The 24,469-nt window shown below is 60.0% G+C and carries 19 protein-coding genes and 2 pseudogenes; 9 read left to right on the forward strand and 12 right to left on the reverse strand.

The window, feature by feature from the left end:
- Window positions 1-9: 9 nt before the first annotated feature.
- From ACTJK6_RS08700 to ACTJK6_RS08725, 6 genes and pseudogenes are all read right to left on the reverse strand, one after another.
- Window positions 10-1,785: an AIPR family protein gene (locus ACTJK6_RS08700; RefSeq protein WP_127592049.1), complete on the reverse strand. Its 1,776-nt coding sequence runs from the start codon at window positions 1,783-1,785 to the stop codon at window positions 10-12.
- The gene (locus tag ACTJK6_RS08705) at window positions 1,786-2,793 is read right to left on the reverse strand and encodes a PD-(D/E)XK motif protein (protein WP_164775003.1); all 1,008 of its coding nucleotides are present in this window, start codon (window positions 2,791-2,793) and stop codon (window positions 1,786-1,788) included. It abuts the gene before it with no gap.
- On the reverse strand, window positions 2,777-5,647 hold the full coding sequence (locus ACTJK6_RS08710; protein ID WP_127592047.1) for a Z1 domain-containing protein: 2,871 nt from the start codon (window positions 5,645-5,647) through the stop codon (window positions 2,777-2,779). The genes ACTJK6_RS08705 and ACTJK6_RS08710 overlap by 17 nt, the downstream gene beginning before the upstream one ends.
- Window positions 5,648-5,677: 30 nt before the next feature.
- Window positions 5,678-7,189, reverse strand: coding sequence for an ATP-binding protein (locus tag ACTJK6_RS08715; RefSeq protein ID WP_240674302.1), 1,512 nt, complete (start codon window positions 7,187-7,189; stop codon window positions 5,678-5,680).
- Window positions 7,159-8,943 carry a sigma-70 family RNA polymerase sigma factor gene (locus ACTJK6_RS08720; RefSeq protein WP_240674301.1) on the reverse strand — a complete coding sequence of 595 codons (1,785 nt, stop codon included), beginning with the start codon at window positions 8,941-8,943 and terminating at the stop codon, window positions 7,159-7,161. Before ACTJK6_RS08720 ends, ACTJK6_RS08715 begins: the two co-directional genes overlap by 31 nt.
- 855 nt (window positions 8,944-9,798) lie before the next feature.
- A pseudogene (locus ACTJK6_RS08725) lies at window positions 9,799-10,086 on the reverse strand (ankyrin repeat domain-containing protein); the annotation flags it as partial.
- A 435-nt stretch (window positions 10,087-10,521) separates the two neighbouring features.
- Between ACTJK6_RS08725 and ACTJK6_RS08730 the strand changes: the two are divergent.
- Window positions 10,522-11,382, forward strand: a complete 861-nt coding sequence (locus tag ACTJK6_RS08730; RefSeq protein WP_240674300.1) for a hypothetical protein — start codon at window positions 10,522-10,524, stop codon at window positions 11,380-11,382.
- A 438-nt stretch (window positions 11,383-11,820) separates the two neighbouring features.
- On the opposite strand, the gene gyrB is transcribed toward ACTJK6_RS08730, so the two are convergent.
- The 3 genes from gyrB to dnaA all read right to left on the reverse strand — a co-directional run bounded on the left by gyrB (window position 11,821) and on the right by dnaA (window position 17,459).
- Window positions 11,821-14,349, reverse strand: a complete 2,529-nt coding sequence (gene gyrB, locus ACTJK6_RS08735) for a DNA topoisomerase (ATP-hydrolyzing) subunit B (protein ID WP_440838733.1) — start codon at window positions 14,347-14,349, stop codon at window positions 11,821-11,823.
- 128 nt (window positions 14,350-14,477) lie between these two features.
- Window positions 14,478-15,593 (reverse strand): DNA polymerase III subunit beta, encoded by a 1,116-nt coding sequence (dnaN, locus tag ACTJK6_RS08740; protein WP_232041621.1) that lies wholly within the window; start codon window positions 15,591-15,593, stop codon window positions 14,478-14,480.
- A gap of 276 nt (window positions 15,594-15,869) precedes the next feature.
- Window positions 15,870-17,459: a chromosomal replication initiator protein DnaA gene (gene dnaA / locus ACTJK6_RS08745; protein ID WP_316870312.1), complete on the reverse strand. Its 1,590-nt coding sequence runs from the start codon at window positions 17,457-17,459 to the stop codon at window positions 15,870-15,872.
- A 629-nt stretch (window positions 17,460-18,088) separates the two neighbouring features.
- Here dnaA and rpmH point away from each other — a divergent pair.
- The 4 genes and pseudogenes from rpmH to yidC all read left to right on the forward strand — a co-directional run bounded on the left by rpmH (window position 18,089) and on the right by yidC (window position 20,813).
- Complete coding sequence (gene rpmH, locus ACTJK6_RS08750; RefSeq protein WP_003262958.1) at window positions 18,089-18,223, forward strand: 50S ribosomal protein L34; 135 nt, start codon at window positions 18,089-18,091, stop codon at window positions 18,221-18,223.
- 62 nt (window positions 18,224-18,285) lie between these two features.
- Window positions 18,286-18,708 (forward strand): ribonuclease P protein component, encoded by a 423-nt coding sequence (rnpA, locus tag ACTJK6_RS08755; RefSeq protein ID WP_316870726.1) that lies wholly within the window; start codon window positions 18,286-18,288, stop codon window positions 18,706-18,708.
- Window positions 18,705-19,001: pseudogene (gene yidD, locus ACTJK6_RS08760) on the forward strand (membrane protein insertion efficiency factor YidD); the annotation flags it as partial. The gene rnpA and the pseudogene yidD, both read left to right, overlap by 4 nt.
- Before the next feature lie 147 nt (window positions 19,002-19,148).
- The gene (gene yidC, locus ACTJK6_RS08765) at window positions 19,149-20,813 is read left to right on the forward strand and encodes a membrane protein insertase YidC (protein ID WP_440838734.1); all 1,665 of its coding nucleotides are present in this window, start codon (window positions 19,149-19,151) and stop codon (window positions 20,811-20,813) included.
- 74 nt (window positions 20,814-20,887) lie between these two features.
- On the opposite strand, the gene ACTJK6_RS08770 is transcribed toward yidC, so the two are convergent.
- A complete protein-coding gene (locus tag ACTJK6_RS08770) occupies window positions 20,888-21,286 on the reverse strand; it encodes a VOC family protein (RefSeq protein WP_343619459.1) in 399 nt (132 codons plus the stop codon).
- Window positions 21,287-21,345: 59 nt separating this feature from the next.
- Between ACTJK6_RS08770 and mnmE the strand changes: the two genes are divergently transcribed.
- The 3 genes from mnmE to ACTJK6_RS08785 are packed head-to-tail and all read left to right on the forward strand — an operon-like array spanning window position 21,346 to window position 23,514.
- Window positions 21,346-22,791 carry a tRNA uridine-5-carboxymethylaminomethyl(34) synthesis GTPase MnmE gene (mnmE, locus tag ACTJK6_RS08775; protein ID WP_440838735.1) on the forward strand — a complete coding sequence of 482 codons (1,446 nt, stop codon included), beginning with the start codon at window positions 21,346-21,348 and terminating at the stop codon, window positions 22,789-22,791.
- Window positions 22,788-23,186, forward strand: a complete 399-nt coding sequence (locus tag ACTJK6_RS08780; protein ID WP_440838736.1) for an NUDIX hydrolase — start codon at window positions 22,788-22,790, stop codon at window positions 23,184-23,186. Before mnmE ends, ACTJK6_RS08780 begins: the two co-directional genes overlap by 4 nt.
- A gap of 4 nt (window positions 23,187-23,190) precedes the next feature.
- On the forward strand, window positions 23,191-23,514 hold the full coding sequence (locus tag ACTJK6_RS08785; RefSeq protein ID WP_440838738.1) for a low molecular weight protein tyrosine phosphatase family protein: 324 nt from the start codon (window positions 23,191-23,193) through the stop codon (window positions 23,512-23,514).
- A 16-nt stretch (window positions 23,515-23,530) separates the two neighbouring features.
- Here the strand turns inward: ACTJK6_RS08785 and ACTJK6_RS08790 are convergent, their stop codons facing one another.
- Entirely contained in the window at window positions 23,531-23,782 is a 252-nt protein-coding gene (locus ACTJK6_RS08790) for a hypothetical protein (RefSeq protein WP_260803756.1), read from the reverse strand.
- Between the two features lie 27 nt (window positions 23,783-23,809).
- Between ACTJK6_RS08790 and ACTJK6_RS08795 the strand changes: the two genes are divergently transcribed.
- Window positions 23,810-24,067, forward strand: coding sequence for a hypothetical protein (locus tag ACTJK6_RS08795; RefSeq protein ID WP_433865976.1), 258 nt, complete (start codon window positions 23,810-23,812; stop codon window positions 24,065-24,067).
- A 55-nt stretch (window positions 24,068-24,122) separates the two neighbouring features.
- Here ACTJK6_RS08795 and rpsU read toward each other — a convergent pair whose 3' ends face one another.
- Window positions 24,123-24,335 carry a 30S ribosomal protein S21 gene (gene rpsU / locus ACTJK6_RS08800; protein WP_003262970.1) on the reverse strand — a complete coding sequence of 71 codons (213 nt, stop codon included), beginning with the start codon at window positions 24,333-24,335 and terminating at the stop codon, window positions 24,123-24,125.
- Window positions 24,336-24,469 lie beyond the last annotated feature (134 nt).

Raw genomic sequence — 24,469 nt, forward strand, 5'->3', positions numbered from 1 at the left:
GTCAGCTCGTCAAATCGTCTTTAGTTCCGGAATGGTCTCATCCGGTGCAGAATAGGTCGCTGAGAACACTGCATCTTTGCACTCCGGCTTTTTGGCCCACTCCGAGACCATCCGGCCACTCGCAGTTCGGCTCAGCACCTCATCCACCTCTCGGGCCCAGCGGGCAATCTGATCCATTAACTGGCTCGATCCACTCTGTGCCGTCCATATGCGGTCCAGATCAATACGATCACCGAGGCGATCCGCGAGCAAGGAAAATGTATAAGCAGCGATGTTTGCCTGAAAGGCGGGGAACATTGCACGCATCATCTTCTGCGTGTCTCTGAACAGCTTCGCCTTCGCGATCATTCTCTTGTACTCGACTACGTCAGGTAGCGATATCTCGATGCCTTCGGGCATCGACAAAGCTGCCATGAACTGCTCGAAGTTCTTCTGGGACCCGCGGCTGACAAGATCGGGGCGCCTGTCCCAGGCCGTCAGATACTTGGCCAAGTCAGTCTTCGTGATCCGCCGTGCGACAGGTATGGTTTCCTTGAGGTCCCGCAACTTCGCTGGCGTCGTTCCGTCGCGAGCCAGCAGCGTGTTGTAGCTTCCGGCCGCACGTTCGTAGAACCAACGGCTGCGGCCATCGGGGCAGTAGACCGTGAGAGACAGGCGTTCGATTTGAATATGGAAAGGCTTGTTGGCGGACAGATCCGACTGTTTCACCGCGTTCTGGCTGTTCGCGAATCGCGAGATGTCTGCGACCAGCGCTTCTTCCTTCACAGGATCCTGTGTCTTCATCACTATGATCTTCGCGGGCACTCGCACGCGCGAAAGATCGGTGTCTGGATATTTGCGTTTGGCGAAATAGATCGAGGCGGTGGTCTGGCCGCCGTTGACCACCTGGAGTCCTCTGAGCCATGCGATTCCGGTTGCACCGCCACCCGCGTCATCCACCCTCATCTCATCGGCGACAACCACGATGCCATTGTTGTACGCCATGAACCTGCTAGGTGCCATCCTCAGTGTGTTCTGGATCCCTGCGTTAACGCCCTTTGCCTTGACACTGAGAAATGAGCGCACGTTGGCCTCAAGCAACCGAGCACCGAATTTCTCATAAAGCAGACGCAGCGCTTCGCCAGGTATGGCCGTCAAAGCATAGTCGTAGTCCTCTCCATTCCCTGGTACGAAAACGCATGGCAGCGGCACACCACAAACCTCGTTGAAGTCAACGACCAGCTCATCACGCGGTTTGCCCTCTGACCAGTGACGGTGCAAACGCGCAATGTCCATGACTTCTAGGTGCACGACCTTTCCGCCAATCTCGCGCGGCTTAAACTGAAGCGTTCTCGCGACCCGATCAGTCAGAACATAGATGCGAATCTGCTCGAGCTCATCGTAAAGGCCGCGGATGATGTCGGCCAAGATGCGCACCTCGTCGGACGGGTCAAGCTTGCTCGCAAGCTTGCCCTCGGCGCAAAGCTGCAGGAATCTCAAGCATTGCTCCGCGGCCGTCTTGGTCTCGGAGTCCGGGACTGGGTTGAGCTCGTCGACACCCTCGTATAGGCTCACGAAAAGGTCGAGTTGCTCCTGCTCGTCCGAGACCGAATAGCCGCTCAGGCGGACGTTCGCGCTACCAACCTTACGGGAGAAATGTGTCGGCTCCGGCTCATATGTCATCCCAATGTCGGCCATATGCTGCATCACGATTTCTGTGAATGCGATCTCGGCGTGAGGTTGACCGCTCTCGGCCTGAGTCTGTACCTCGGCCTGCGTCTCACGCAGGAAGTCGACAAGTTCCATCTAAATTCCTTGTAGTTCTGTGAGTGCGTAGCGGAGATCAACCGTCGCAGCGGCGTCAGCTTTTTCAATGTCGATCTCGTATGAAGCACGCTCAACACCCTGCGGCACCGAATGCGGTGTCAGTCGAGGAAATCGTTGGTCAACCCGAAAAACTCGCACTTGGGCAATTTCGAATCGACGGGTATACATGTCGGCGTGCCGATCCCTGTAGCCGGATGCAATAAGCCTCTCAGCAAGCAGCCGCTCGGCCAACAAATCACCCGCGATGATGTCGCGCGCCGTCTCTACGGCATCGGAAAGTGATTGACCACCCTGCGTCTGGCGCAGCCTTACTGCCACCAAAAAAAGGGGTTGGCGCTCAGTGTCGTCCAGCTGCTCCAAGCTCCCCACTTTTGCGCGAAATCCCGACGGTGACACTGTGCTCTTGACCTCGATGCCTCCCGTGCCAATCTCGAAGTCGCGTAGGCCACCAAACGGCCCTCGCCAAGCGTCACACACTGTAGGCACATCGAGCCCTTCATCGAGGATTGCCCGCAAAAGCGAAAGCTCTCCAAAAAGGCCAATTTCCGCTTCCGCACTCAAGGGGGCGCCCCCCTTCCGCATGAATTCCTGCCAAGCCCGCACTCGCCCCAAAAGTGTCGACAACGACTTGGCCTCGTCGGAGGCCGGACAAGAGGAAAGCGCTGTTGCGACGTCACCAGCCATGGAGGCAAAGAAGTCCAAACTGGCCGCTTCGCGCCGCGTCAGCGCAACCCAGGTGAACCCATCCTCAAGCGACACAAGTTCAACAAGAAACCCACCACCATCCGGCAGTTTGACGGTTGTCGGTACTGAGGAGGCAAAGAAACGGACAAGGATTGCCTCTGCTCCGGAGGGAAAACGAAGGCCCGCATGGACCAAGGCTGCGCCAGCTGGCGATACAGCGATGCTGCGCCATCCCTCGCCGGTATCAGCGGATGCGGCCAGAGAGCTCCAGGCGAGCGTCAGTTGCTCACTCGGCAGAGCCATATTGCTCCTCCCACAGCAGATGGTCGACCTTGTATTCGACAGACACCTCTTGGTTGCTCGAAGGAAAACTTGCAGCAAATCCGATAATTGGTTTATCCCAATCGGGGATGAAGTGCTTGTTGCTATCCGATTTGGGTGATAACGGGTAGAGCAATAGCAGCCCCCGATGGTCCACGCTCGGCTTGTCAGCGCGTCTAAGGTCGCGTAGTGCCCGCCCGCTTGGGCGCTGCGGTTTAGGACGCTTCTTGTTACCCTCACGCAGCCAAGTATCAACGGTCGAGTCCAGGGCGACTGTCCACTCGTTGATGCCGACGTCGATACCCTCATCAGCAGGATCAGTAAGCACCCCAATCGAGTAGCGCTTACCGTCCCCCTTGGACGAGCGCATGGGCATGGCCGTTACCTCGAAGTCATTGGCAAACGTGTAGGACCCGACATCATGATCAGATCGACCTTGGGCAACAAGCGCTACCGTCCATAGGTTCAGCTCGCCCACCTTGTTCATCTCTTCGACGAACTCCGACATCACCCCTCCGTTGGCACGCTCAATGCCAGGAGCAGCCGTGTACGCACCCAGGAATGCCTTGATCTTCTCGGACGAGATATCCCTCCACAACCAAGAGCGTTTCCAGTTGTCCGGCGTGCCTGGACGGTCCTGTTTCGGGCCGATGACCGCTGGTGTTCCCATGTTTGCCACGAGTTGCTCGGCAGCATCAAGATTGCCTTGAAGCGAGGATATGACGGAAGGAAATGCGATGGTTTGCGTTAGTGAACCGCTGTAAGAAAGCCGCACCGTCTGCGCAGTCCTCATCTTCATTGGCGACGTGACGAGCAGGCTGGGATGCGATGCCACCTTGAGACCATACTTGTCGGGCGTTGCCCCAACGGCAACCATTGCATCGAACTCCTGACGCAACTCCTCGGCGGCGTCCGCGATCAGGCCAAAATTTCGAATCAGATCACTTGTCGTATATAGCCGGCAAAGATCGAGATAGCCCGGTCGGTAACCGAACCAGCGGCCCATCTGCATGAGCGTGTCATACATCTTCGTTGTGCGAACAAAGTAGCTGGTTATCAGTCCCTCAAGCGTCAGGCCTCGAGCGAGCTTATCGCCGCCGATGGCGATCACCTTAAGACCGGTGGCCTCTTTCTCGACATAGTCGAGTGCGTCTTTTGCAGATCCATTGATCGTTTTAACGACGATATCAGCTGCAGCGTCCGGTAGAGCGGTGACAATCTCGCTCCACGAAGGCAAGTCGGTTGGCCGATCACCATCTACCAGTGCCTCCTGAATTGCGTCATGAGTCGGAACGAAGTCGGATTCCCAGAGCTCCCGGAGTTCGGCCAGAAGCCTCTCAGCATCAACCCCACGTGCCAAGCGCTGCGACATCCGCTTTACGAACTCGTCGACCTGCCGTCGGACTTGATTTTGCACGAACGTGAGTCGCGTAACATGGACCAGCATCGAACAGTGCTTCGTTTTTTGTCCGCGACAAGCGCGCGCTGCGCAAGCGAGCAGGAAGGAGTGGATAGCCTCGCGCAAAGACGGGGGCAAGCAGTCTTCGCCGCCATGCGTGGGAATATGGTCTTTTTGATGCTTCGCGGGCATCCAGCCACCACCTTCGGTGTCGGCGTGATCATCGAACTCACGCGTTAACGGGAGCCCGCCGACACGCTCATCTGTAGTGCCCGCTATCCCGAAGACGCGAGTGGGCCCAACGTAGTTCGATGGAGCGGCCAAGTTGCAGATAAAAGAGCGGGGGAAAAGGTCTTCACCCTCGCTTTTCGTCTTGCCTCGGCGGTGAATAAAGACGTTGGCGAAAGGCGTGGCTGTATATCCAACGTAAGCCGACTTTGCAAAGGTATCCAGAATCTGCCGGATGAGGCTGTTGATCGCCTTCGGTTCATGCTCAGGATCTGGAACCCCGTTCTCGTCGAACTCCTGCTCACCTGTGTCGATGGATGCGTTGTCTGCTTCATCATCGATTACCAGCAGAGGCAAGTTCGTCGAAAACTTCCGGCCCGTCTCAGGGTCTGTTGCGTTCGCCACGTGGTTGCTACGCATCCACTTGAGCAACTTTTCGAGTACCGACTTGTTCTTTTTGACGACGAATAGCCAAGGCCGCTGCTCCGGGGAGACCGAGAACTTCTTCGCTGCCGCTCCGTTGAAATCACCTTTCTCGTCTCGCGAGGTAGCGCAGTTTGGGTGAATGTTCGGGTCTCGATCTTCAAAGAAGACGCCGATCGGATTGCCGGGATCACGGTTCGGGGAGGTCTCGTAACCCAGGAACGCTTCTTCGAGCCGTATCTGCGTTTGTGCGCGCAGATTGTTGTGCATGCCAGCGAGGACGACGATGATCTTGTAGCCTGCATCGGCCGCCTTGCAAATGAGGGCCGAGTAGCTGCTGGTCTTGCCGGATTGAACATGGCCCACGACCAGCCCACGACGATCCCAAGGAGCCTCTCTCTTCGGATCTTCGAGTTGCGCAATGATCCCGTCCGTTGAACGATCAAGAGCCTCCACGACATTCACCGCGAGAGAGCGCTCCAAGTAGCGTTGGAGCCGCTGCCAATAGCGCCAGTCCTTCTTTAGCGAGGGCTGAAACCAGTCTTCGTGGCCGGCCGAATCGGTCAAAGTCGAATCGTTGGGAACCCAGTGGCTAAATCGGCGGATGAGCTCGGCAACAGCCGCATCTTCGTCATATTCATTCGGCGCCGCTTTCATTGTCATGGCGGCCATACGCACGTGATCGGCTATCGCACTTGGCGAGCGAGTCGTTTCTTCTGGCGCATCACGCAGCAAGATCTGCGCGATCGAGATAATTTTCGTCTGTATCGATTCAAATACGCTCATCCTCCCCCCTTTTTCTAAGTGATTTCAAAACTAGACGCTCAACGCGGCGACCAGGTTCGGATAGTCTTGGAAAGGCTCCGTTGTCGCCAGGGTCGCTCGAGCAAGCTCCTCGCTCATATTCCGTCGGACGACCATATCCCTAAACAAAACTGACAAGACGTGTTGCACCTCTATGCTCGGCTCACCTGAAAAGCCACTGCGCGGGGTGTCCTTTGACTCGGCGGTATCGAGCCAAATACGCTGAACGGGCACTGTCTCCTCAACCACACGCAGCATTGCCCGCACAAGTTCAGCATCCCCTTCGCAAGCTTCAAGTACTGCCGCAACTGCGGGATGCTTCTCGTCGATGCGGTATTTCACACCGGCTTTGGTGTGCTCCGCTCTCCACGCCAGTTCAATCGAGGCCGCACCAACCCGAGCTTGCGGAGCGGCTCGATAAGCAAAGACGCGCCGTGCCCTCTCTCGCGTATCCTCGGCGAGCTTGAGCAGCCACGGCCTCAACGACACGGGCGGTCGAGCGATCGATTTGCGGATATCGATCTTCCAAGCTGCATCAGCGGTATTCGGAATATCCAATTGAATACGCGCCAGCCGGTAGGCTTCCTCGCGATTCCATGCGCGGCCTTGCCCGAGCCCAAGCCAGCCGCCGGCGACAAGCAGACGTTCGTTCCGGTAGACGTAGAACCCCTGCTGGGCACTCCAACCTGCGGGGCCACCATTGCACTCGAACTCGTCATTTGTGAGCCGATCCTTGTGAGGCAACACGTGGCACTGCAGTGAGATAGGGCCGGCTTCTGTAGGCTTCTTGGCGACGGGTGACTCCCATGGCTTTGCCGGATGCCCCGCCATAAAAGGGTCCCATGCGATGACGGGACGCGTGTTGATCGTCAACCGCAACCTTGGCCGCGGCCCTCCGATGAGCCGATGAAATACCATGGCCAAGTGCTGCTGTACCTCATCAACCAAATCAAGAAAATGTTCGGGTGAAAATGCTTTGGTTACGATGCGGTCCATCGACTCCCACAACACCAAGCATCCATGAGGGCGTTCAAGTATTGGTGCAACGAACGACTCGGACCCCGGGGCGGGCCCCTCGAGTAAAGCCCATCCGATGTCCGGATTTCGCGCAAGCTCATCCAAATCCCATCGCAAGCAGGCATGCGAGCCACCCTTTGCACTCGCAACAGTCAATCGGCGGCACTGCGAGAAGGAGGCAGTCTTGAGCCCCATGCCAAATCGGCCGAGATCATCAGGATCTCGAGCGTCAAGCGGGCTCTTGTCGCCAAGCGTCATGGCGCTCTCAAGCTCCGAGTCATCCATTCCACGACCGTCGTCGAGAATCGTTACGCGGCTGCCCTCCTCATCCCAAGAGAACTGGACATCGACGCAAGTGGCACCCGCAGCAATACTGTTGTCGATGATGTCTGCGACCGCGGCGCCGGTCGAGTAGCCCATACCTCGCAAGGCCTCGAGCATTGCACCGGCCCGTGGCGGCGCATTTCGCATCGCACTCATTGTCTGTAACCCTTCCCTGGTTGCCATGTGAAGCCTGCACCAAGCAGATCGCGGATCAGTTTGCGCCCTTTGCGGTCACGCCAATCAATCTCGCCGAATATGAAACTTGCTTTGGACCCAGACAAATCTTCTGCGACGGGAACGCCGAGATCACGAGCCGCATCGAGCAGTCGCTGCATGAACGCGGATATCGGGGAGGCTGCACCATCAAGAGACGAAGGACGTATCGCGTCAGCTTGTCGAATCACATTGCCCTCCGCCCACAGATGAGGTGTCGATGAAGGTTCTTGCGAATGAGCGGCCGGACCGGACTCGGGAGGAGCATCGCCTGCTACCTGAACACCGCCTTCCTTGGACTGAGCCCCACGTTGCGGAGGGACTTTCCCCAAGGCCCTCGACAGGGCGTCGCGGTGATGCGGAGACGAGAGCTTGCGCACTGCAGCGGCCTCGATCTGCCGAACACGCTCTCGGGTTACCCCAAGAATTTCGCCGATCTGCTCCAGAGTGAGCGCCTCAGGGACGCCTATGCCAAACCGAAGCCGAAGGACCTGTGCATCCTTTTTCTTCAGCTTCGCAAGCATTGCGTCAACCAACCGCTCGTCATCGCGTATGGCCATGCGGACGAACGATTGATCGACCTCTTCGGATTCGAAGCAACCGGCCTCCTGCGCCTCATCGATCGACAAAGGTTCCGAAAGCGCGCGGGCGGCCACTTCGAACCTATCTGCTGTCATGTTGCTGACCGCTGCCCGCTCCTGCAAGGAGATTGTGTTGCCTCGCGTGCGCTCGAGTGACTCGATTTCCCTGCGAGCTCGAGAGACCTTTTCGTGGATATGAACCGGCAAACGAATTTCGAGTGCCATGTCAAAAATGGCGCGTCCAATCTGTTGCTTGATCCACCAGATCGCCATTGTTGAGAACCGGAAACCTCGACGCCAGTCGAACCGGTCCACCGCCTTGAGAAGACCAATGTTCCCTTCCTGGATCAAATCTTCCAGTGACAGCCCCGAATGCATGCGACGCCTAGCGATATCCATGACCAAGCGCAGGTTGGCTTGAGCCATGCGGTCCCGGTAGTGGATCAGCTCAGCGATGGCGTCTTTGTATGCTGATGCGGAAGGATGGTGATCACCTTTCACCACGTCCGCCAAGCCCATCAGAAACGGTCGTCTGAAGCGCAATCGCCCCAACTCATATCGCAGCTGCGGCGACATCGCACCATCTGCCGATTGAAGGACCAGTGCCTGGATACCAGCCAGAAGCTCGTTGGGGGCATCCGCAACTGCAGTCGACGCATCTTCGTCTGATTCTTTGGCCTGCTCGTCACTGCTCCTCAGCGACGCATCGAGATCGGCTTCGGTTGACGCATCGTCATTGTCATCGGTGTCTGCATCTTGATTGATTTCGTCCGAATCGCCACCACGCAAAACGATGAGACTCGACAGGTTTGAGGTGTCGATAGCTTTGCGCATTGCACCAAGAAGATGGCTCATACCAAGAGGCCAATTCGCCAACGCGTCGAGCGCGCGTTCGACTGCGCCTTCCATCTGTTGTGCTAACTCAGTTTCATGCTCCGACGACAGAAGCGAGTACTTAACAGCGACGCGGTGGTAGATCCGAAACGGGTCATTCCTATCGGAGAGCAATTCTTCGAAATGCAGGACGGCTCCGTCGACTTCCGCTTCTTCGTGGTCAGTTTCTACTGGATCAACGACCACCTTGAAGTTTTCACTTGGGATCACTGACTGGAATTCGAGACGCTCGTCCTGTTCAGCACCCATGTCTCCGAGAATGAACCCCAGCGCTGCCTCTGCGCGCAGGTCACGTTCGTCACCGTCACCCCGCGCGGAAAAGGCATCCTCGACGGCTACCGTTGGAACGCTACCCTCTCGAAGCCCACGCAGTATCAGTGCCCGTAACGACTCCCCGAAACCTCGGTCGCTCGCATTCCGCAGCGGTTCCGCCGACTCCGGCAAGAAGGCCTCAAAGTCGTCCCAAGCCGCGCTGTGGTCAATCGGCGTGTGAACGTCAATCTGTCGTTGTCGTTCCGCCGCAGACAAGGCAACGGAACGATTGTCGCGAGGCGGCTCCAATGTTTCGACAGCCTCCCAATCTCCGAATGTCAGTTGGTCGACACTGGAGTCATCACCCAACTGTGAAATGGGACCATTGGGCTTGCCTGAGGGAGAGAGGTGGTTTGCCAGAGCACCGCTATTCTCTGGGAGAAAAACAGCCGGCTCTTCGACGCACTGACGTGCGTCGACTTCATAGACCGCCCCGCCCACCACAGTAGCAATCTCAATCGTTGATGAAACTTCATCATCTGAACCGCTTCGGTTTAGTGTGCGCTCTATGGACGTGATGTTCTTAGGTAGCGAATCTCCGGCGACTTTCGCTGAAGACTTGCTTCCGACAGCGACAGGGGCAGGTACAGTCTCGGTAGACGAGTCTTGTCGGAGCGCTTGATTTGGTGAGTGACTTGGCAGAGCCCCCGTTGCGGAGCACGTCTTCCCATCGGGACTGGCGTGCAAGCTTTCGCACTCAGATGTAGTCAGTCCAGCGCCGCTCGCAGACTGTGAACCCTTCGCTGCTTGGGTTCGGCCAGTTCCATGGTTGGCTAAATATGCTGCTATAGCCTCGACAGCAGCAAAGGCCCCACATTCTCGAGCGATTGTGAGAACGTCCCGACCGGCAGAATCGATCGCATATACATTTGCGCCAGCACTTATGAGCAACCTGCAAACGCTCGCCCTATTGCGCGAAGCAGCTATCAAGAGCGGGGTAAATCCATTCTCGTCACGGCACTCAAGGTCATCGCCTCGAAGAATGTGCAGCTTCACGGCCGCGTCGATACCTGCCGAAACTGCAATCCGGAATAACCTGCCGATAGGCCGCGCGGTAGTTGGTGTGGGTTCTGTCACCATCCCCCCAGCATTTTCAGGACGCGCCTGCCCCCTCGGAATAGCCCCCCGAGAAAATACCCTCTCCCCTGTCTGCACGTCGCTCTCTCGCGATCTAGTTTAGTGCTGACCATGCCGGCCCATTTTTAGACGTCAGCTCGATTTTACAACCACTACGGCCACCCGCGTGACCCGCCCCCGGGACTGCCATCCAAAAATCCAAGAATTGCTTGTCAAAAGCATCTTGCCACGTGTTCAGTCACGGCCCATGAGCGCTCTGCCCCCCCCTCTTTGGTAGGGATGCGAGCATATTTTTTATATCTGGCCGCAGAATCTTAACGCAAACCGTATGGATCGCTTCCCCAGCTACCGGCTGGTATTGTGATCATTCTTGTATTCGTGGGGAGCACGACATTGATAACACTGAATGCCGACAAGCAGCTTATCCGAGTAACCTCGTTGGAAGAAATTCACCAACGCCCAGGGTTTACCGGCAGCCTTGACCCGACCCGGCATGAACTTAAGGCCATACTTGGACGCTATGTGTTTCGCGACATGGTCCGTTGCGGTCTGTCAAATTGCCATACTCCTCACGGCCGCGGCTACATTGTCGTGACGACTGATGGTCTTGAAACAAATATCGGTAAAGACTGCGGACGAAAACACTTTGGCGTCGACTTTGAAGATATGTCTCGAAAATTTGATCGAGACATCACAGAAAAAGAGAATCGTGAAGCGCTTTGGAGTTTTTTCTATCGACTGCCTGACTTGATCGAACGAATCACCTCCATCAGAAAGGGAGGATACGGTGCGGATTGGGTGTACAAAATGTCCCAATCATTGATTGAGTTGAATAGAGGCTGTCCGCAGTCGGTGGTGCGCTGTATCAGTGAGATGTTGAAAACAGGGAGCAACACTGCGTATCTGATGCGAGAGGCGACGGTCAAGGAAGTCGCCATCATGGAAGCTAGCGCTGGAAAGAGACTAAGAGCACCTCAGTATGTGCGGGATGAGCTTGGACACCTTGCTGGGTTGGAAGCGCTAAGCCCAGAGAACAATTTGCGAACCATTTTGGCCCTAGACCTGACGCAAAATCTCTCGGAGTTCGAAAAGCTGGATATCGATACATTGACGCACCATCAATTGGCAACTTGGGTGAAATATGCCAATGAAGTAGAACCAAAACTCGAGAAAGCTGTTGCTTCAGTCGAAGCCGGACGTAGGCTGCTCACGGGCAGCAATCTTGGGTGCTTGCGCCCTCTCGCAGAGGCCGATGACCTCTCTGAGTTTGAAGGCTACCTGCATCAGCTTCCCGGATAAGCCAATGCTCAGGATTGGTTTGCGGACACCGAGAGTAAGGTGCTGACGGGGGGCATGCGTATAAAGCGCATCATGAAGCGCTCATGGTTCTTGCTCGCGCCCCCTGCAGGCACACCCAGCAGATCTGCCCATCTTGATGGATACCCAGAAAGACTTCTCCTGACCTGAGTCAGCTCGGCAACATCGAGGACCGTTGTTCCGCGCGACAGCGGCACCTTGATTCGAGACGATGGGTGCGTTCAGGGTCGAGAAAGCGGCGCTCCACCACGCCCAAGAAAAAAGCCCATGAACTTCCTCAGGAAACTCATGGGCTTACATCGCTTGATGCAGCTAGGCTCGAACCCGCCCTGCTTGATCTACGTCCCCGCCGATAGGTGGTCGGATTGAGTCATCTATTTGTGAAATGTCTCAACTATTTTGAGTTCCTACAATACCGCTTCAAACATCAATATTCCGCGCTACCAACGCATTGCTCTCAATGAAGTTCCGGCGCGGCTCCACGTCGTCGCCCATCAGCGTGGTGAAAATCTGGTCCGCGGCAATGGCGTCTTCAATCTGCACGCGCAGCAGGCGGCGCTGGGTGACGTCCATGGTGGTTTCCCACAGCTGCTCGGGGTTCATTTCGCCCAGGCCCTTGTAGCGCTGGCGGCTCACGCCGCGCTCGGCTTCGCTCAGCAGCCAGTTCATGGCGGCGTGGAAGTCGGCAACGTTCTGCTCGCGCACCTTGTCGCCGGTGCCGCGCCGCACCTTCGCGCCGTCGCCAATCAGGCCCTGGAAGGTGGCGGCGGTGCTTGAGAGCGCGGTGTAGTCGGCGCCGGCCACGAAGTCGGCGTCGATGTGGCTCAGGCGCTGGTTGCCGTGCTGGCGGCGGACGACCATGATGCGGTACTTCTCGGTCTTCTCGTCGTACTGCATGAAGGCGTCTGCGGTGGCGCCGCCGTTGGCGTTGCTGGCGTTGCCTTGCATTTCCAGCAGGCGGGCCTTGAGCGTGCGGGCGCTGGCTTCGGCTGCGGGTTCGCTGGACAGGTCCAGGGCGACGCCTTCGGCAATGGCGCGCAGGGCGTCGGCGTCAATCACGCGAGACAGGCGCTCGATCACGCCGCGGCTGAGCTGGTACTGGCGTGCGAGTTCGGCCAGGGCGTCGCCGGCAATCTCGGTGCCGTCGGGGCGCACGAGCACGGCGGTGTCCAGCGCCTGGCGCACGAGGTAGGCGGCCATCTCGACGTCGTCTTTGATGTAGCGCTCTTCCTTGCCGTGCTTGATCTTGTAGAGCGGCGGCTGGGCGATGTACACGTGGCCGCGCTCGATGATCTCGGGCATCTGGCGGTAGAAGAACGTGAGCAGCAGCGTGCGGATGTGCGAGCCGTCTACGTCAGCATCGGTCATGATGATGATGCGGTGGTAGCGCAGCTTGTCGAGGTTGTAGTCGTCTTTGCCAATGCCGGTGCCCATGGCGGTGATGAGCGTGAGCACTTCCTGGCTGGAGAGCATCTTGTCGAAGCGCGCACGCTCGACGTTCAGGATCTTGCCCTTGAGCGGCAGGATTGCCTGGAACTTGCGGTCGCGGCCTTGCTTGGCCGATCCACCTGCGGAGTCACCCTCGACGATGAAGAGTTCTGACAGCGCGGGGTCTTTCTCCTGGCAGTCGGCCAGTTTGCCGGGCAGGCCCATGCCGTCGAGCACGCCCTTGCGGCGCGTCATTTCGCGGGCCTTGCGGGCGGCTTCACGCGCGCGGGCAGCTTCAACGATCTTGCCGCAGATGATCTTGGCGTCGACGGGCGTTTCCAGCAGGAAGTCGCTCAGCGCCTTGGCCACGACTTCTTCCACGGGCAGGCGCACTTCCGACGAGACGAGCTTGTCCTTGGTCTGCGAGCTGAACTTGGGCTCCGGCACCTTGACGGACAGCACGCAGGTCAGGCCTTCGCGCATGTCGTCGCCCGAGGTGTCGACCTTGGCTTTCTTGGCGATCTCGTTGTCGGCGATGTACTTGTTGATGACGCGCGTCATGGCCGCGCGCAGGCCCGTGAGGTGGGTGCCGCCGTCACGCTGCGGGATGTTGTTGGTGAAGCAGAGCACCTGCTCGTTGTAGGCGTCGTTCCACTGCATCGACACTTCCACGGCCACGCCGTCTTTCTCGCCCGAGGCAAAGAAGATGGTGGGGTGCAGCACGGTCTTGTTCTTGTTGATGTACTCAACAAAGCCCTTCACGCCGCCCGAGAAGGCGAAGTCTTCTTCCTTGCCGGTGCGCTGGTCGGTCAGCTTGATGTGCACGCCGTTGTTCAGGAACGAAAGCTCGCGAATGCGCTTGGAGAGGATCTCGTAGTGGTATTCGACGTTGGTGAAGATTTCTTCGTCGGCCAGGAAGTGCACTTCGGTGCCGCGCTTGTCGGTGGTGCCCGACACACGCAGCGGCGAGACTTCGACCATCTGGCCGTCCGGACCTTGCACGGTTTCGATCAGGCGGTTTTGCGGCACGCCCTGTGCAAACTCGATGTAATGCACCTTGCCACCCTGGCGCACCGTCACCTTCATCCACTTCGACAGGCCGTTCACGCAAGACACGCCCACGCCGTGCAGACCGCCCGACACCTTGTAGCTGTTCTGGTTGAACTTGCCACCGGCGTGCAGCTCGGTCATGGCGATCTCGGTCGCGCTGCGCTTGGGCTCGTGCTTGTCGTCAAACTTGATGCCGGTCGGGATGCCGCGGCCGTTGTCGATCACGGAGATGGAGTTGTCCGTGTGGATGGTGACCTGGATCTCGGTGCAATGGCCAGCCAGTGCTTCGTCGATGGAGTTGTCCAGCACCTCGAACACGAGGTGGTGCAGGCCGGTGCCATCCGAGGTGTCGCCGATGTACATGCCCGGCCGCTTGCGTACCGCCTCCAGGCCTTCCAGGATCTGGATCGAGGCGGCGTCGTAGCTGTTGGCCTCGGCGGGGGTGGATTGCGGTTTCTGCTCTTCGGTCATGTCGTTCTGCTCGCTGCCATGGGCGCGGAAATGGTTATCTCAACGCACACAGCGGGGTTGCTTAAAAACGGCGAAGGGGCGGATCGTCACGATCCAGCCCCTCGTCTTGCTCTGGGTGCAGCGGTGCGTCAAATGCGCATCGGCATGACGACGTACTTGAAGGTGTCGTCGTCGGGCAGGGTGATGAGTGCGCTCGAATTGGAGTCGCCCAGGCTTACCTGCACTTTTTCGGCCTTGAGGTTGGCCAGCACGTCCAGCAGGTAGGTGACGTTGAAACCGATATCCAGTGCATCGCCCTGGTAGTCGATTTCGAGTTCTTCCTGCGCTTCTTCCTGGTCAGCGTTGGTGGAGCTGATCTTGAGGACGTTGGTGTCGAGCATGCAGCGCACGCCCTTGAACTTGTCGGTGGTCAGGATGGCCGTGCGTTGCAGCGCCTGCTGCAGGAAGGCACGGTCGATCGTGAAGCTGTTGCGGTAACCCTTCGGGATCACGCGCTGGAAATCCGGGAACTTGCCTTCGACCAGCTTGGAGATCAGCTCGATATTGCCGAAGGTGAACTTGACCTGGTTGGAGGCCAGTTGCACCGAGACAGGATCGTCCACGTCTTCCAGCAGGCGTTGCAGTTCGAGGATGGTCTTGCGCGGGATGATGACTTCCTGGCGGCCGCCGGCGCCTGCCGGTTGCTCACCGGTTTCCACGCCGCAGTAGGCCAGGCGGTGGCCGTCGGTGGCGACAGCCATGACTTGCTTGCCGTCCACCACCAGCAGCATGCCGTTGAGGTAGTAGCGGATGTCTTGCTGGGCCATCGCGAAGTGCACCATCGCCAGCAGGTGCTTGAGCGTCTTCTGCGGCACGGTGATGCGGGCGCCGAAATCGGTTGCCTCTGCGACAGTCGGGAATTCTTCAGCGGCCAGCGTCTGCAGCGCAAAGCGGCTCTTGCCGGATTGCACCGTCATGCGCTTGTCGTTGAGCGTGAGAGCGACTTCGCCGTCGGGCATGGCACGCAGGATGTCGACCAGCTTGCGGGCGGCCACGGTGGTGGCGATATCGCCGGCGCCGGCGCCGCAATCGGCGTGCGTAGTGATCTGGATTTCGATGTCGGTGGACAGGAAGGAAACCCGTTCACCTTGCTTGGTGATCAGCAGATTGGCCAGGATGGGCAGCGTGTGTCGGCGTTCCACGATGCCGCTCACGATTTGCAGCGGACGCAGCAGGTTGTCTCGCGAGGTTTTGACCAATTGCATGAAGGCGATCCTTGGCTTGAGAGGTGACACCGCGCGCGCCCCAGCCTGGGCCACATGGGCCGGTGCCTGCAGGAGCATTCGCGATTAACCCAAAGTTGTTGTAAATCAAGGGGTTAATCACAAATTATACCGCAAATAAGGGGGCGCTGGATAGCGTCACGCGCGCGGCAAATATGTCTATTGTGCATGAAAAGACGCCCGCATTCGAGCGGGCGTCTGTCGAGGCTTGATTCAGGGCGAATGGCGTTGCCATGCGCTCTGCTGACCATCGTGCGGTCAGCCCTTGAGCGTTTGCTCGAGCACGTGCAACTCGTGGTTGAGCTGGGCGTCCTTGGTGCGCTCGTCGGCAATCTTGCGCACCGCGTGCAGCACCGTGGTGTGGTCGCGTCCGCCGAACAATTCGCCAATCTCGGGCAGGCTCTTCTGCGTGAGTTCCTTGGCCAGATACATGGCGATCTGACGCGGGCGCGCGATGTTGGCCGGCCGCTTCTTGGAATACATATCCGCGACCTTGATGTTGTAGAAATCCGCGCAGGTCTTCTGGATGTTTTCCACCGAGATCTGGCGGTTCTGCACGGTCAGCAGGTCTTTGAGCGCCTCGCGCGTAACCTCGATCGTGATCTCTTTGCCGTGGAAGTTCGAGTACGCCAGGATCTTGCGCAGCGCGCCCTCCAGCTCACGCACGTTGGAGCGAAGGTGCTTGGCCACGAAGAAGGCCACCTCTTCCGGCACGATCACATTCTCGGCCTGCGCCTTCTTCATCAGAATCGCGACGCGCATCTCCAGCTCGGGCGGCTCGATGGCCACGGTCAGGCCGGAGTCGAAGCGCGAGATCAGGCGGTCGTCGATGCCGGTGATCTCTTTCGGATACGTATCGCTGGTGATGATGACCTGGGCACGGTTGGCAATCAGCGCCTCGAACGCGTAGAAGAATTCTTCCTGCGTGCGGTTCTTGCCCGAGAAGAACTGGATGTCATCGATCAGGAGCAGATCGAGCGAGTGGTAGTAGCGCTTGAAATCGTCAAACGCCTTGCGCTGATACGCCTTCACCACATCAGACACGTACTGCTCCGCGTGGATGTAGCGGATGCGCGCGCGCGGGTTCTCCATCAGCATGAAGTTGCCAATGGCATGGATCAAGTGCGTCTTGCCCAGGCCCACGCCGCCGTACAGGTACAGCGGGTTGTACGACTTGCCCGGGTTATTGGCGACCTGGATGGCGGCAGCGCGCGCCAACTGGTTCGCCTTACCGGTGACGAAGTTGTCGAACGTGAGGATCTGATTGAGCCGTGAGCGCTCGTGTACGGAGTCGTCCACCGGCGCCTGCGGCGGTGCGGCAAGGCTCGCGACCACGGCGGGCGCCTGCGGCGGCATGCGGTACGACTGGGCCCTGACCTCGGTGGCGTCCATCACGGGCACGTCGATATCGGCAGCGGCATGGCCCGCCGTTGCAAGCGCGGCTTCGCGATACACGGCCGGCGCGGCGCGCAGATTAGTCGCGTCATGCGCGGCACCGTTGCCGGCCGGCAGGGCCTGCCGCGGTTGAATCTGCTGGGCGCCCAAAGGTTGCATCGGCACCGGCGCGAGCGACGGCTGCAAGGCCGCCTGGCGCTGGCCGGCGGTCGGGTCGAGCACGAACTGCACGTCGACGGTCGCCTCCCAGTAGTCGCACGCAAGCGACTGGATGCGGCCAGAGAACTGACTCTTGACCCAGTCGAGCTTGAAGCGGTTGGGCGCAGCAATCCGCAGCGTGCACGCCTGCTCGTCAAACGACAGCGGCGTCAGCGGCTTGATCCACGTCTTGAATTGTTGCGGCGTCAACTCACTCTCGAGCTGAGCGGACGCCGCATGCCAGAAATCCTGCATCGTTATCGTTAGGTGTTTGACCGGCGCCACACGCGTCTGTTGACGTCCCCGGGAGGGCCGGCCGCCGGGCTCCTGGCGCAGGCCAGAAACCGGGTGGCTTTCGTTATTGGAACGGGATTGTACCCCCGGCCGAAAGTTATCCACAAAGGATAAGTCTGTGGATAACCTGTGGACCCGCTGTGAGTAGCGGTGGACAACCGATTTTGTTGACTCGCCGCAAACCCAGTCACCACAAGGCTTTGCGCAGAGCACACCAAGCCGCACAAGGCGATGGGGACAACTCGTCGCCGGGTGAATTTCGGGCGCCGGGCGCACGTTATCCCCAGTCAGGAAGGCTTGACAGATGTGGGAAATGCCGCTTAAATGTCGGGTTCTGCGATGCGCAGCAGGGGAGCGCACGCTTGTTCGTGTCAGATGCGGGGCGAGAAACACTTCGTCGCGACTGATCCGGCTTAGGCCCGATGCTCTCGGTGCCCGATGTTCCGGTGACACCCTAGACCTGAACAACATAGCGCACGGCAGTCTGCGTGGGCGATTTCTCTGACTGAATCGACACCAGGCCGCGGCGGTAGCCCTAGGCCCGGCGCGTGCGGCAATGTCCGCACCACCCATTAACAAGAGAGTGCATCATGAAGCGTACCTATCAACCTTCCGTTACCCGTCGCAAGCGCACCCACGGTTTCCGTGTCCGCATGAAGACCCGTGGTGGCCGTGCCGTGCTGAACGCACGCCGCGCCAAGGGTCGTAAGCGCCTGGCCATCTAAAGACGGCCGCGCCGAGGGTGGCGGCTCCTGGCCGTTACCCATGGCTTTGCGGCACGCTGGCGATGGGCCTGCACGCCTACCCCAAGGCCGCGAGGCTGACAAAAACGGATGAGTTTTCATCCGTTTTTGCTTTGCGGCCTGTCCGGCGTAGTCGTCACTTCGTGCTGTATGTGCGCGCCAACGGCGCCGCTCAAGCCCGCCTCGGTGTGGTAATCGGCAAGAAATTCGCCAAGCGTGCTGTCGAGCGCAACCTCATCAAACGGCAGTGCCGCGAGTTGTTCCGCCTGCGGCAGCCTCTGCTAGGCGGGCGCGACGTGCTGATCCGTCTGCAGGCCAAGTTTCCGCGTCAAGACGTGCCGACCGTGGCCGCCTTCAAGCGCATCTGCCGCGAAGAGCTGGTGCATCTGTTCGAGATTGCGACGCGCCCGCTGCCGGCACCACCTGCCGCCGCCCCCTCCCAGCCCACCGCTGGGAGCACGCAATGACGCGCGTGCTGCTGTTTCTGCTGCGCATCTACAAAGTGGCGTTCAGCCCGTTTGTGGGCGCGCAATGTCGTTTCCTCCCCACCTGTTCTGACTACGCGCGCGACGCCGTGCTCACTCACGGGCCGGGTTACGGCAGTTATCTTGCGGCAAAACGTCTATGCCGCTGCCATCCGTTCGCACAAGGCGGGTATGATCCTGTGCCGCCCGCTGCTGGCGACGCTGTGCCCCGCTCCCCCGATCCCGCATCGACCGACGCGACCGCAGCTGACTCCCAGCCTGCGCGGCCGTCGATCCAGGCAGTGCCGGAAAACGTAGCGAGCAGCCCAAAGTTGGACCGAGAAGCGCAACCGTACAAGGGTACGGTGAGCATCGCAGGTTCAAGATCGGGCTGCGCAGCCGCTTTTCGGCGCTGGCTTCACCTTCCCAGACCGTAATCCGACATGGATATCAAACGCACCATTCTCTGGGTGATCTTCTCGCTGGCGGTTGTCCTGCTGTTCGACAACTGGCAACGCGCGAATGGCCACCAGTCGATGTTCTTCCCGACGCCGCAAACGGCCACGACCACAGCCGCCGCGCCGGGCAGCACGCCAGCAGGCGACGTGCCGAACAGCGCCTCCACGACGGCTGCTGCCGGGTCGCAAGCCGCCCCGGCTACGGGCGCCGCTTCGCAGGCACCGGCTTCGGAAAAGATCGTCATCTCGACCGACCTGCTGCGCGCCACCATCGACACCGACGGCGCCATCGTCACCAAGCTCGAACTGCTTGGTCAGAAAGACCACGACGGCAACCCGATGGTGCTGTTCGACCGCAGCGTCGAGCGTACCTATCTGGCGCGCTCGGGCCTGATCGGCGGTGACTTCCCGAACCACACGACGGTGTTCACGGCATCGGCCGGCCCGCGCGACTTGGGCACGGGCAACGATGTGTCGATCACGCTCACCGCCGACAAGGGCGGCGCCAAGCTGGCCAAGACGTACGTCTTCAAGCGCGGCAGCTACGTGATCGACACGCGTTTCGACGTGACGAACGACGGCACCGCACCGATCAACCCGACGCTGTACCTGGAACTGGCTCGTGACGGCGGCGCTGTGGAGCACTCACGCTTCTACAGCACGTTCACCGGCCCGGCGGTGTACACCGACGGCGACAAGTTCCACAAGATCACCTTCGCCGACATCGACAAGGGCAAGGCACAGGTGCCGGCCCCGACCGACAGCGGCTGGGTGGCGATGGTGCAGCACTACTTTGCATCGGCGTGGATTCCGGCAAACAACGTCAAGCGCGAGTACTACGTCAACCGCGTCGACACCAACTTCTACCGCATCGGCATCCAAGAGCCGCTGGGCACGGTCGCGCCGGGCGCCAGTGTGTCGGCAACGGCACGCCTGTTTGCCGGCCCGCAGCAGGCGCGCATGCTGGAGGCCATCACGCCGGGCCTGGATTTGGTGAAGGACTACGGCTGGCTGACCATCGTCGCCAAGCCGCTGTTCTGGCTGCTCGAAAAGATCCACGCGATGCTGGGCAACTGGGGCTGGTCGATCGTCGCGCTCACGGTGCTGATCAAGCTGGTGTTCTTCCCGCTGTCGGCCACGAGCTACCGCTCGATGGCCAAGATGAAAGACCTGCAGCCGCGCATGACGGCCATCCGCGAGCGCCACAAGGGCGACCCGCAGAAGATGAACCAGGAGATGATGACGCTGTACCGCACCGAGAAGGTCAATCCGCTCGGCGGCTGCCTGCCGATCGTGATCCAGATTCCGGTGTTCATGGCGTTGTACTGGGCGCTGCTGTCGTCGGTTGAAATGCGCGGTGCGCCTTGGATCGGCTGGGTGCACGATCTGTCCACGCCTGACCCGTTCTACATCCTGCCGGTGCTGATGGCCGTCTCGATGTTCGTGCAGACCAGGCTCAACCCGACCCCGCCGGATCCGGTGCAGGCCAAGGTCATGATGTTCATGCCGATCGCGTTCTCGGTGATGTTCTTCTTCTTCCCGGCCGGCCTGGTGCTGTACTGGGTGGTGAACAACTGCCTGTCGATCGCGCAGCAATGGTCGATCAACCGCATGCTGGGCACCAACAAGAAGGCGGCACCCGCCAAGTAAGGCGAATGCGCTTCAACAAAAAGGGGCACCCTCGGGTGCCCTTTTTTACGCCACCTTGAAGCGCTTCAAGTGCTTCACCTGGGAGCGTGGCAGACGGCCTCGATGTTGTGGCCGTCCGGGTCGCGCACGAAAGCGCCGTAGTAGTTCGGGTGATAGTGCGCGCGCACGCCGGGTGCGCCATTGTCAGTGCCGCCTGCGGCCATTGCCGCAGCGTAGAAAGCCTCCACCTCGGCACGCCTGGCGACGCGGAAAGCCACGTGCAGCGGCGGCTTGTTCGGCTCCTGCCCCGCCATCGCTGCTGAAATCCAGAACTCCGCCTTCCCCGGAGGCCCAAAGCCCGCCACATCGGTGTGGCCGGTGACGGCCGCAGGAAACTCCAGCACCTTGCCCAGGCCAATGGCGCCGAGTGCCTGTTCGTAGAACCGCTTGCTGGCCTCAAAGTCGCTGACGACGACGCCGGTGTGATCGATCATCCGAATCTCCAGGGCTGGAAACTGGCGCGCAACTGCGCGGCTGCCGCACAATACCGCCCATGACCGCTGATGACCACCCCGCCGCCTTGCCAAACGCTTCCGCCGCGCCGCGTGCGCCCATCCTCACGATCCCCATCGCCGCGATTGCCACCGCCCCTGGGCGGGGCGGCATTGGCGTGGTGCGCGTGTCGGGGCCCGACGTACGCACCGTCATGCAAGCCGTGTGCGGACGCCTGCTGACGCCGCGCCAGGCGACCTACCTGCCCTTTCTCGATGCCGCCGGCAACGCCATCGATCGCGGCATCGCGCTGTGGTTTCCGGCGCCGCATTCGTACACGGGCGAAGACGTGCTTGAGCTGCAGGGGCACGGCGGCCCCGTCGTGATGCAACTGCTGCTGCAACGCTGCCTGGCCGCTGGTCGCGAGATCGGCCTGCGCGTGGCGGAGCCCGGCGAGTTCACACGCCGCGCTTTCCTCAACGACAAGATGGATCTGGCGCAGGCCGAGGCCGTCGCCGACCTGATCGAGGCCAGTACCGAAGCTGCCGCACGTTCGGCAGCGCGTTCGCTCGATGGCGCGTTTTCGCAGGCGGTGCATGCGCTGGTTGAGCGCGTGATTCATCTGCGCATGCTGGTGGAGGCAACGCTGGATTTTCCCGAAGAGGAAATCGACTTTCTGGAAGCCTCCGACGCGCGCGGCCAGCTTGCCGGCATTCGCGCGGCCGTCGATGGCGTGCTGGCGCAGGCGCGCCAAGGTGCGCTGCTGCGCGAAGGCCTGCACGTGGTGCTGGCGGGGCAACCGAACGTCGGCAAATCGTCGTTGCTCAATGCGCTGGCCGGCGCGGAGCTTGCCATCGTCACGCCGATTGCCGGCACCACGCGTGACAAGGTGCAGCAGACGATTCAGATTGAAGGCATCCCGCTGAACATCGTCGACACGGCGGGCCTGCGCGATACGGAAGACGAAGTCGAGCGCATCGGAATCGAGCGCACCTGGGCCGCCATCGCCCGCGCCGATGTCGTGCTGCATCTGCTGGATGCGGCGGACTATCGCGCCAACGGCCTCTCACCCGAAGACGCTGCCATCGACGCCCGCATCGCCGAGCACGTACCCGCCGGCGTGCCGACCCTGCGCGTCGTCAACAAGATCGACCTCTCTGGCGTGGCCGTACCGGGCCGCGTGGATACTGAGCCGCCCGAGGTATGGCTCTCGGCGCGCGATGGCCTGGGCGTTGAATTGCTGCGCGCGGCGTTACTGGAGATCGCCGGCTGGCAGGGCGGAGGTGAGGGGCTTTACCTTGCGCGCGAGCGCCATCTAGCGGCGCTGCGCACGGCCCGCGAACATCTCGCCACGGCGGCGGAGCACGCGGCACAACAAGCACAATCGCTGGACCTGTTTGCCGAAGAATTACGGCTTGCGCAGGAGGCGTTGAACAGCATCACGGGGGCGTTTTCGAGTGATGACTTGCTGGGGGTGATTTTTAGTCGGTTTTGTATTGGCAAGTGACCGCCACGTCTACCTACCCCATCTCCATCAAAGGCGTCCTGCGCGTGCCCACCGGCGAGGTCGTCCTACTGCTCAATGAGCGCGAAGAATGGGAACTGCCGGGTGGCCGCATTGAACGGGGCGAGTCCTCGGCCGAATGCCTGATACGCGAGATTGCCGAAGAGTTGAACCTGCGGGTGGAAGTGGGCGACCAGATCGACACGTATCTGTTCGAAGTCGTGCCGGGCAAGCATGTGCTCATTGCCACGTACGCGTGCGCGCTGGTGGGCCCGTTTGAACCCACCGTCAGTCATGAGCACAAGCGCCTTGGGCTATTTGCGCCCGACGCGTTGCCGGTGAACTTGCCGAAGGGCTATCGCGCATCGGTTGCGGCGGCGCTGGAGGCATCGGTTTAGCCCGATGCGTGTGCTCTTCATCTGCAGCCGCAATCGGCTACGCAGCCCGACGGCGGAAGCGGTCTTCGCCAGGTGGCCAAACGTCGAGACAGATTCTGCGGGCTTGGCTTCCGACGCAGACGTGCAACTCGACGCCGATCAGCTCGACTGGGCTGAGACGATTTTCGTCATGGAACGCAGCCACCAGCGGCGCCTGTCGCAGCGGTTTGGTCCGCGACTACGCGGCAAGCATGTGGTGTGTCTGGATATTTCCGACGACTACGTGTTCATGCAGCCCGAACTCGTCGCCTTGCTGGAGAAACGGGTCGGCCCGTATCTGCGCAGTTGATGGGCAAGTAGACCGCTCAGTCCCGCCCCCAACGCCAGCGTGGCGGCTCTCCCTTCCACCAGCAGACCAGTAACAGCAGCGCTGTCACGCCCAGCACGTACAACGCAAAGCTCGACTGCGTTTGCCCCGGGTGCAGCCCCACGATGCCAGCCCCCAGCAGTACGGCATAGATGACGAGTACCGCCCAACCCTGCCAACGCGAAGGCAAGCCCCATCCCCAGCCGTAGCGCTTGGCCGGAAACCAGTATTCATTGGAATCGGTAGACATCGTTGTCTCAGAGAGCGCGTACAAAGGATGCTCGCCAATGTACTCCCGTGCGGAATCGGCACAACAAACGCCAACAGCCAGCCGGTCAATTACCGCTGGCGGATGTCGTTTGAAACAGGAAGGGCACGCGCAGCGCGCACCGAAGCGGCGGACAATGGCGCACAGGCCATCAACCGCATCTTGCTAGCTTCTGTATCGGGGAGTGGAGCGTTGGTTGAATCCGGAAAGGCTTCCGGTGCGCGCAAGGCGCTACAAACCAAGCTCGGCGGAACGGACGTCGATTGACTTCACACCGCCAGCGGCAGCACCCGATTGGTGCTACCGAAACAATCGCGCGATCTTAGTAGAGCTTCTTCGGCAGCATTTGCGAGCGCAGGCGTTTACGCGTACGCGAAACGGCAGCAGCTTTCTTGCGCTTGCGCTCGGTCGTCGGCTTTTCGTAAGCGGTGCGGGCGCGCAGTTCCTTGATCAGGCCAGTGCGCTCGATTTCACGGCGGAAGCGGCGCAGCGCAACTTCGACCGGCTCGTTTTCTTTCAGACGGATGGTGGTCATCGGGTCCCTTGCTCAGTATTCGGGTGGACGGCGAAACAGCGGATTATATACCGCCCAGAGGGCGTGCAGTGTAGTTGAATCCGTTTACCGATGCAAGGCACTTCCGATTGTGGCGGAAAGGCCATTTCTTGCCG

Source organism: Ralstonia sp. 22086, from assembly GCF_052045975.1.
GTDB lineage: Bacteria > Pseudomonadota > Gammaproteobacteria > Burkholderiales > Burkholderiaceae > Ralstonia > Ralstonia wenshanensis.

Bases quoted from the DNA above. Each gene is read 5' to 3' on its own strand.
- gyrB (WP_440838733.1), bottom strand. From the start codon at position 14,349: ATGACCGAAGAGCAGAAACCGCAATCCACCCCCGCCGAGGCCAACAGC.
- ACTJK6_RS08785 (WP_440838738.1), top strand. From the start codon at position 23,191: ATGCGTGTGCTCTTCATCTGCAGCCGCAATCGGCTACGCAGCCCGACG.
- mnmE (WP_440838735.1), top strand. From the start codon at position 21,346: ATGACCGCTGATGACCACCCCGCCGCCTTGCCAAACGCTTCCGCCGCG.
- yidC (WP_440838734.1), top strand. From the start codon at position 19,149: ATGGATATCAAACGCACCATTCTCTGGGTGATCTTCTCGCTGGCGGTT.
- ACTJK6_RS08715 (WP_240674302.1), bottom strand. From the start codon at position 7,189: ATGGCAACCAGGGAAGGGTTACAGACAATGAGTGCGATGCGAAATGCG.
- rnpA (WP_316870726.1), top strand. From the start codon at position 18,286: ATGGGCCTGCACGCCTACCCCAAGGCCGCGAGGCTGACAAAAACGGAT.
- rpmH (WP_003262958.1), top strand. From the start codon at position 18,089: ATGAAGCGTACCTATCAACCTTCCGTTACCCGTCGCAAGCGCACCCAC.
- ACTJK6_RS08710 (WP_127592047.1), bottom strand. From the start codon at position 5,647: ATGAGCGTATTTGAATCGATACAGACGAAAATTATCTCGATCGCGCAG.
- ACTJK6_RS08790 (WP_260803756.1), bottom strand. From the start codon at position 23,782: ATGTCTACCGATTCCAATGAATACTGGTTTCCGGCCAAGCGCTACGGC.
- dnaA (WP_316870312.1), bottom strand. From the start codon at position 17,459: ATGCAGGATTTCTGGCATGCGGCGTCCGCTCAGCTCGAGAGTGAGTTG.
- dnaN (WP_232041621.1), bottom strand. From the start codon at position 15,593: ATGCAATTGGTCAAAACCTCGCGAGACAACCTGCTGCGTCCGCTGCAA.
- ACTJK6_RS08705 (WP_164775003.1), bottom strand. From the start codon at position 2,793: ATGGCTCTGCCGAGTGAGCAACTGACGCTCGCCTGGAGCTCTCTGGCC.
- ACTJK6_RS08770 (WP_343619459.1), bottom strand. From the start codon at position 21,286: ATGATCGATCACACCGGCGTCGTCGTCAGCGACTTTGAGGCCAGCAAG.
- ACTJK6_RS08700 (WP_127592049.1), bottom strand. From the start codon at position 1,785: ATGGAACTTGTCGACTTCCTGCGTGAGACGCAGGCCGAGGTACAGACT.
- rpsU (WP_003262970.1), bottom strand. From the start codon at position 24,335: ATGACCACCATCCGTCTGAAAGAAAACGAGCCGGTCGAAGTTGCGCTG.
- ACTJK6_RS08720 (WP_240674301.1), bottom strand. From the start codon at position 8,943: ATGGGTGCTGAACAGGACGAGCGTCTCGAATTCCAGTCAGTGATCCCA.
- ACTJK6_RS08795 (WP_433865976.1), top strand. From the start codon at position 23,810: ATGCTCGCCAATGTACTCCCGTGCGGAATCGGCACAACAAACGCCAAC.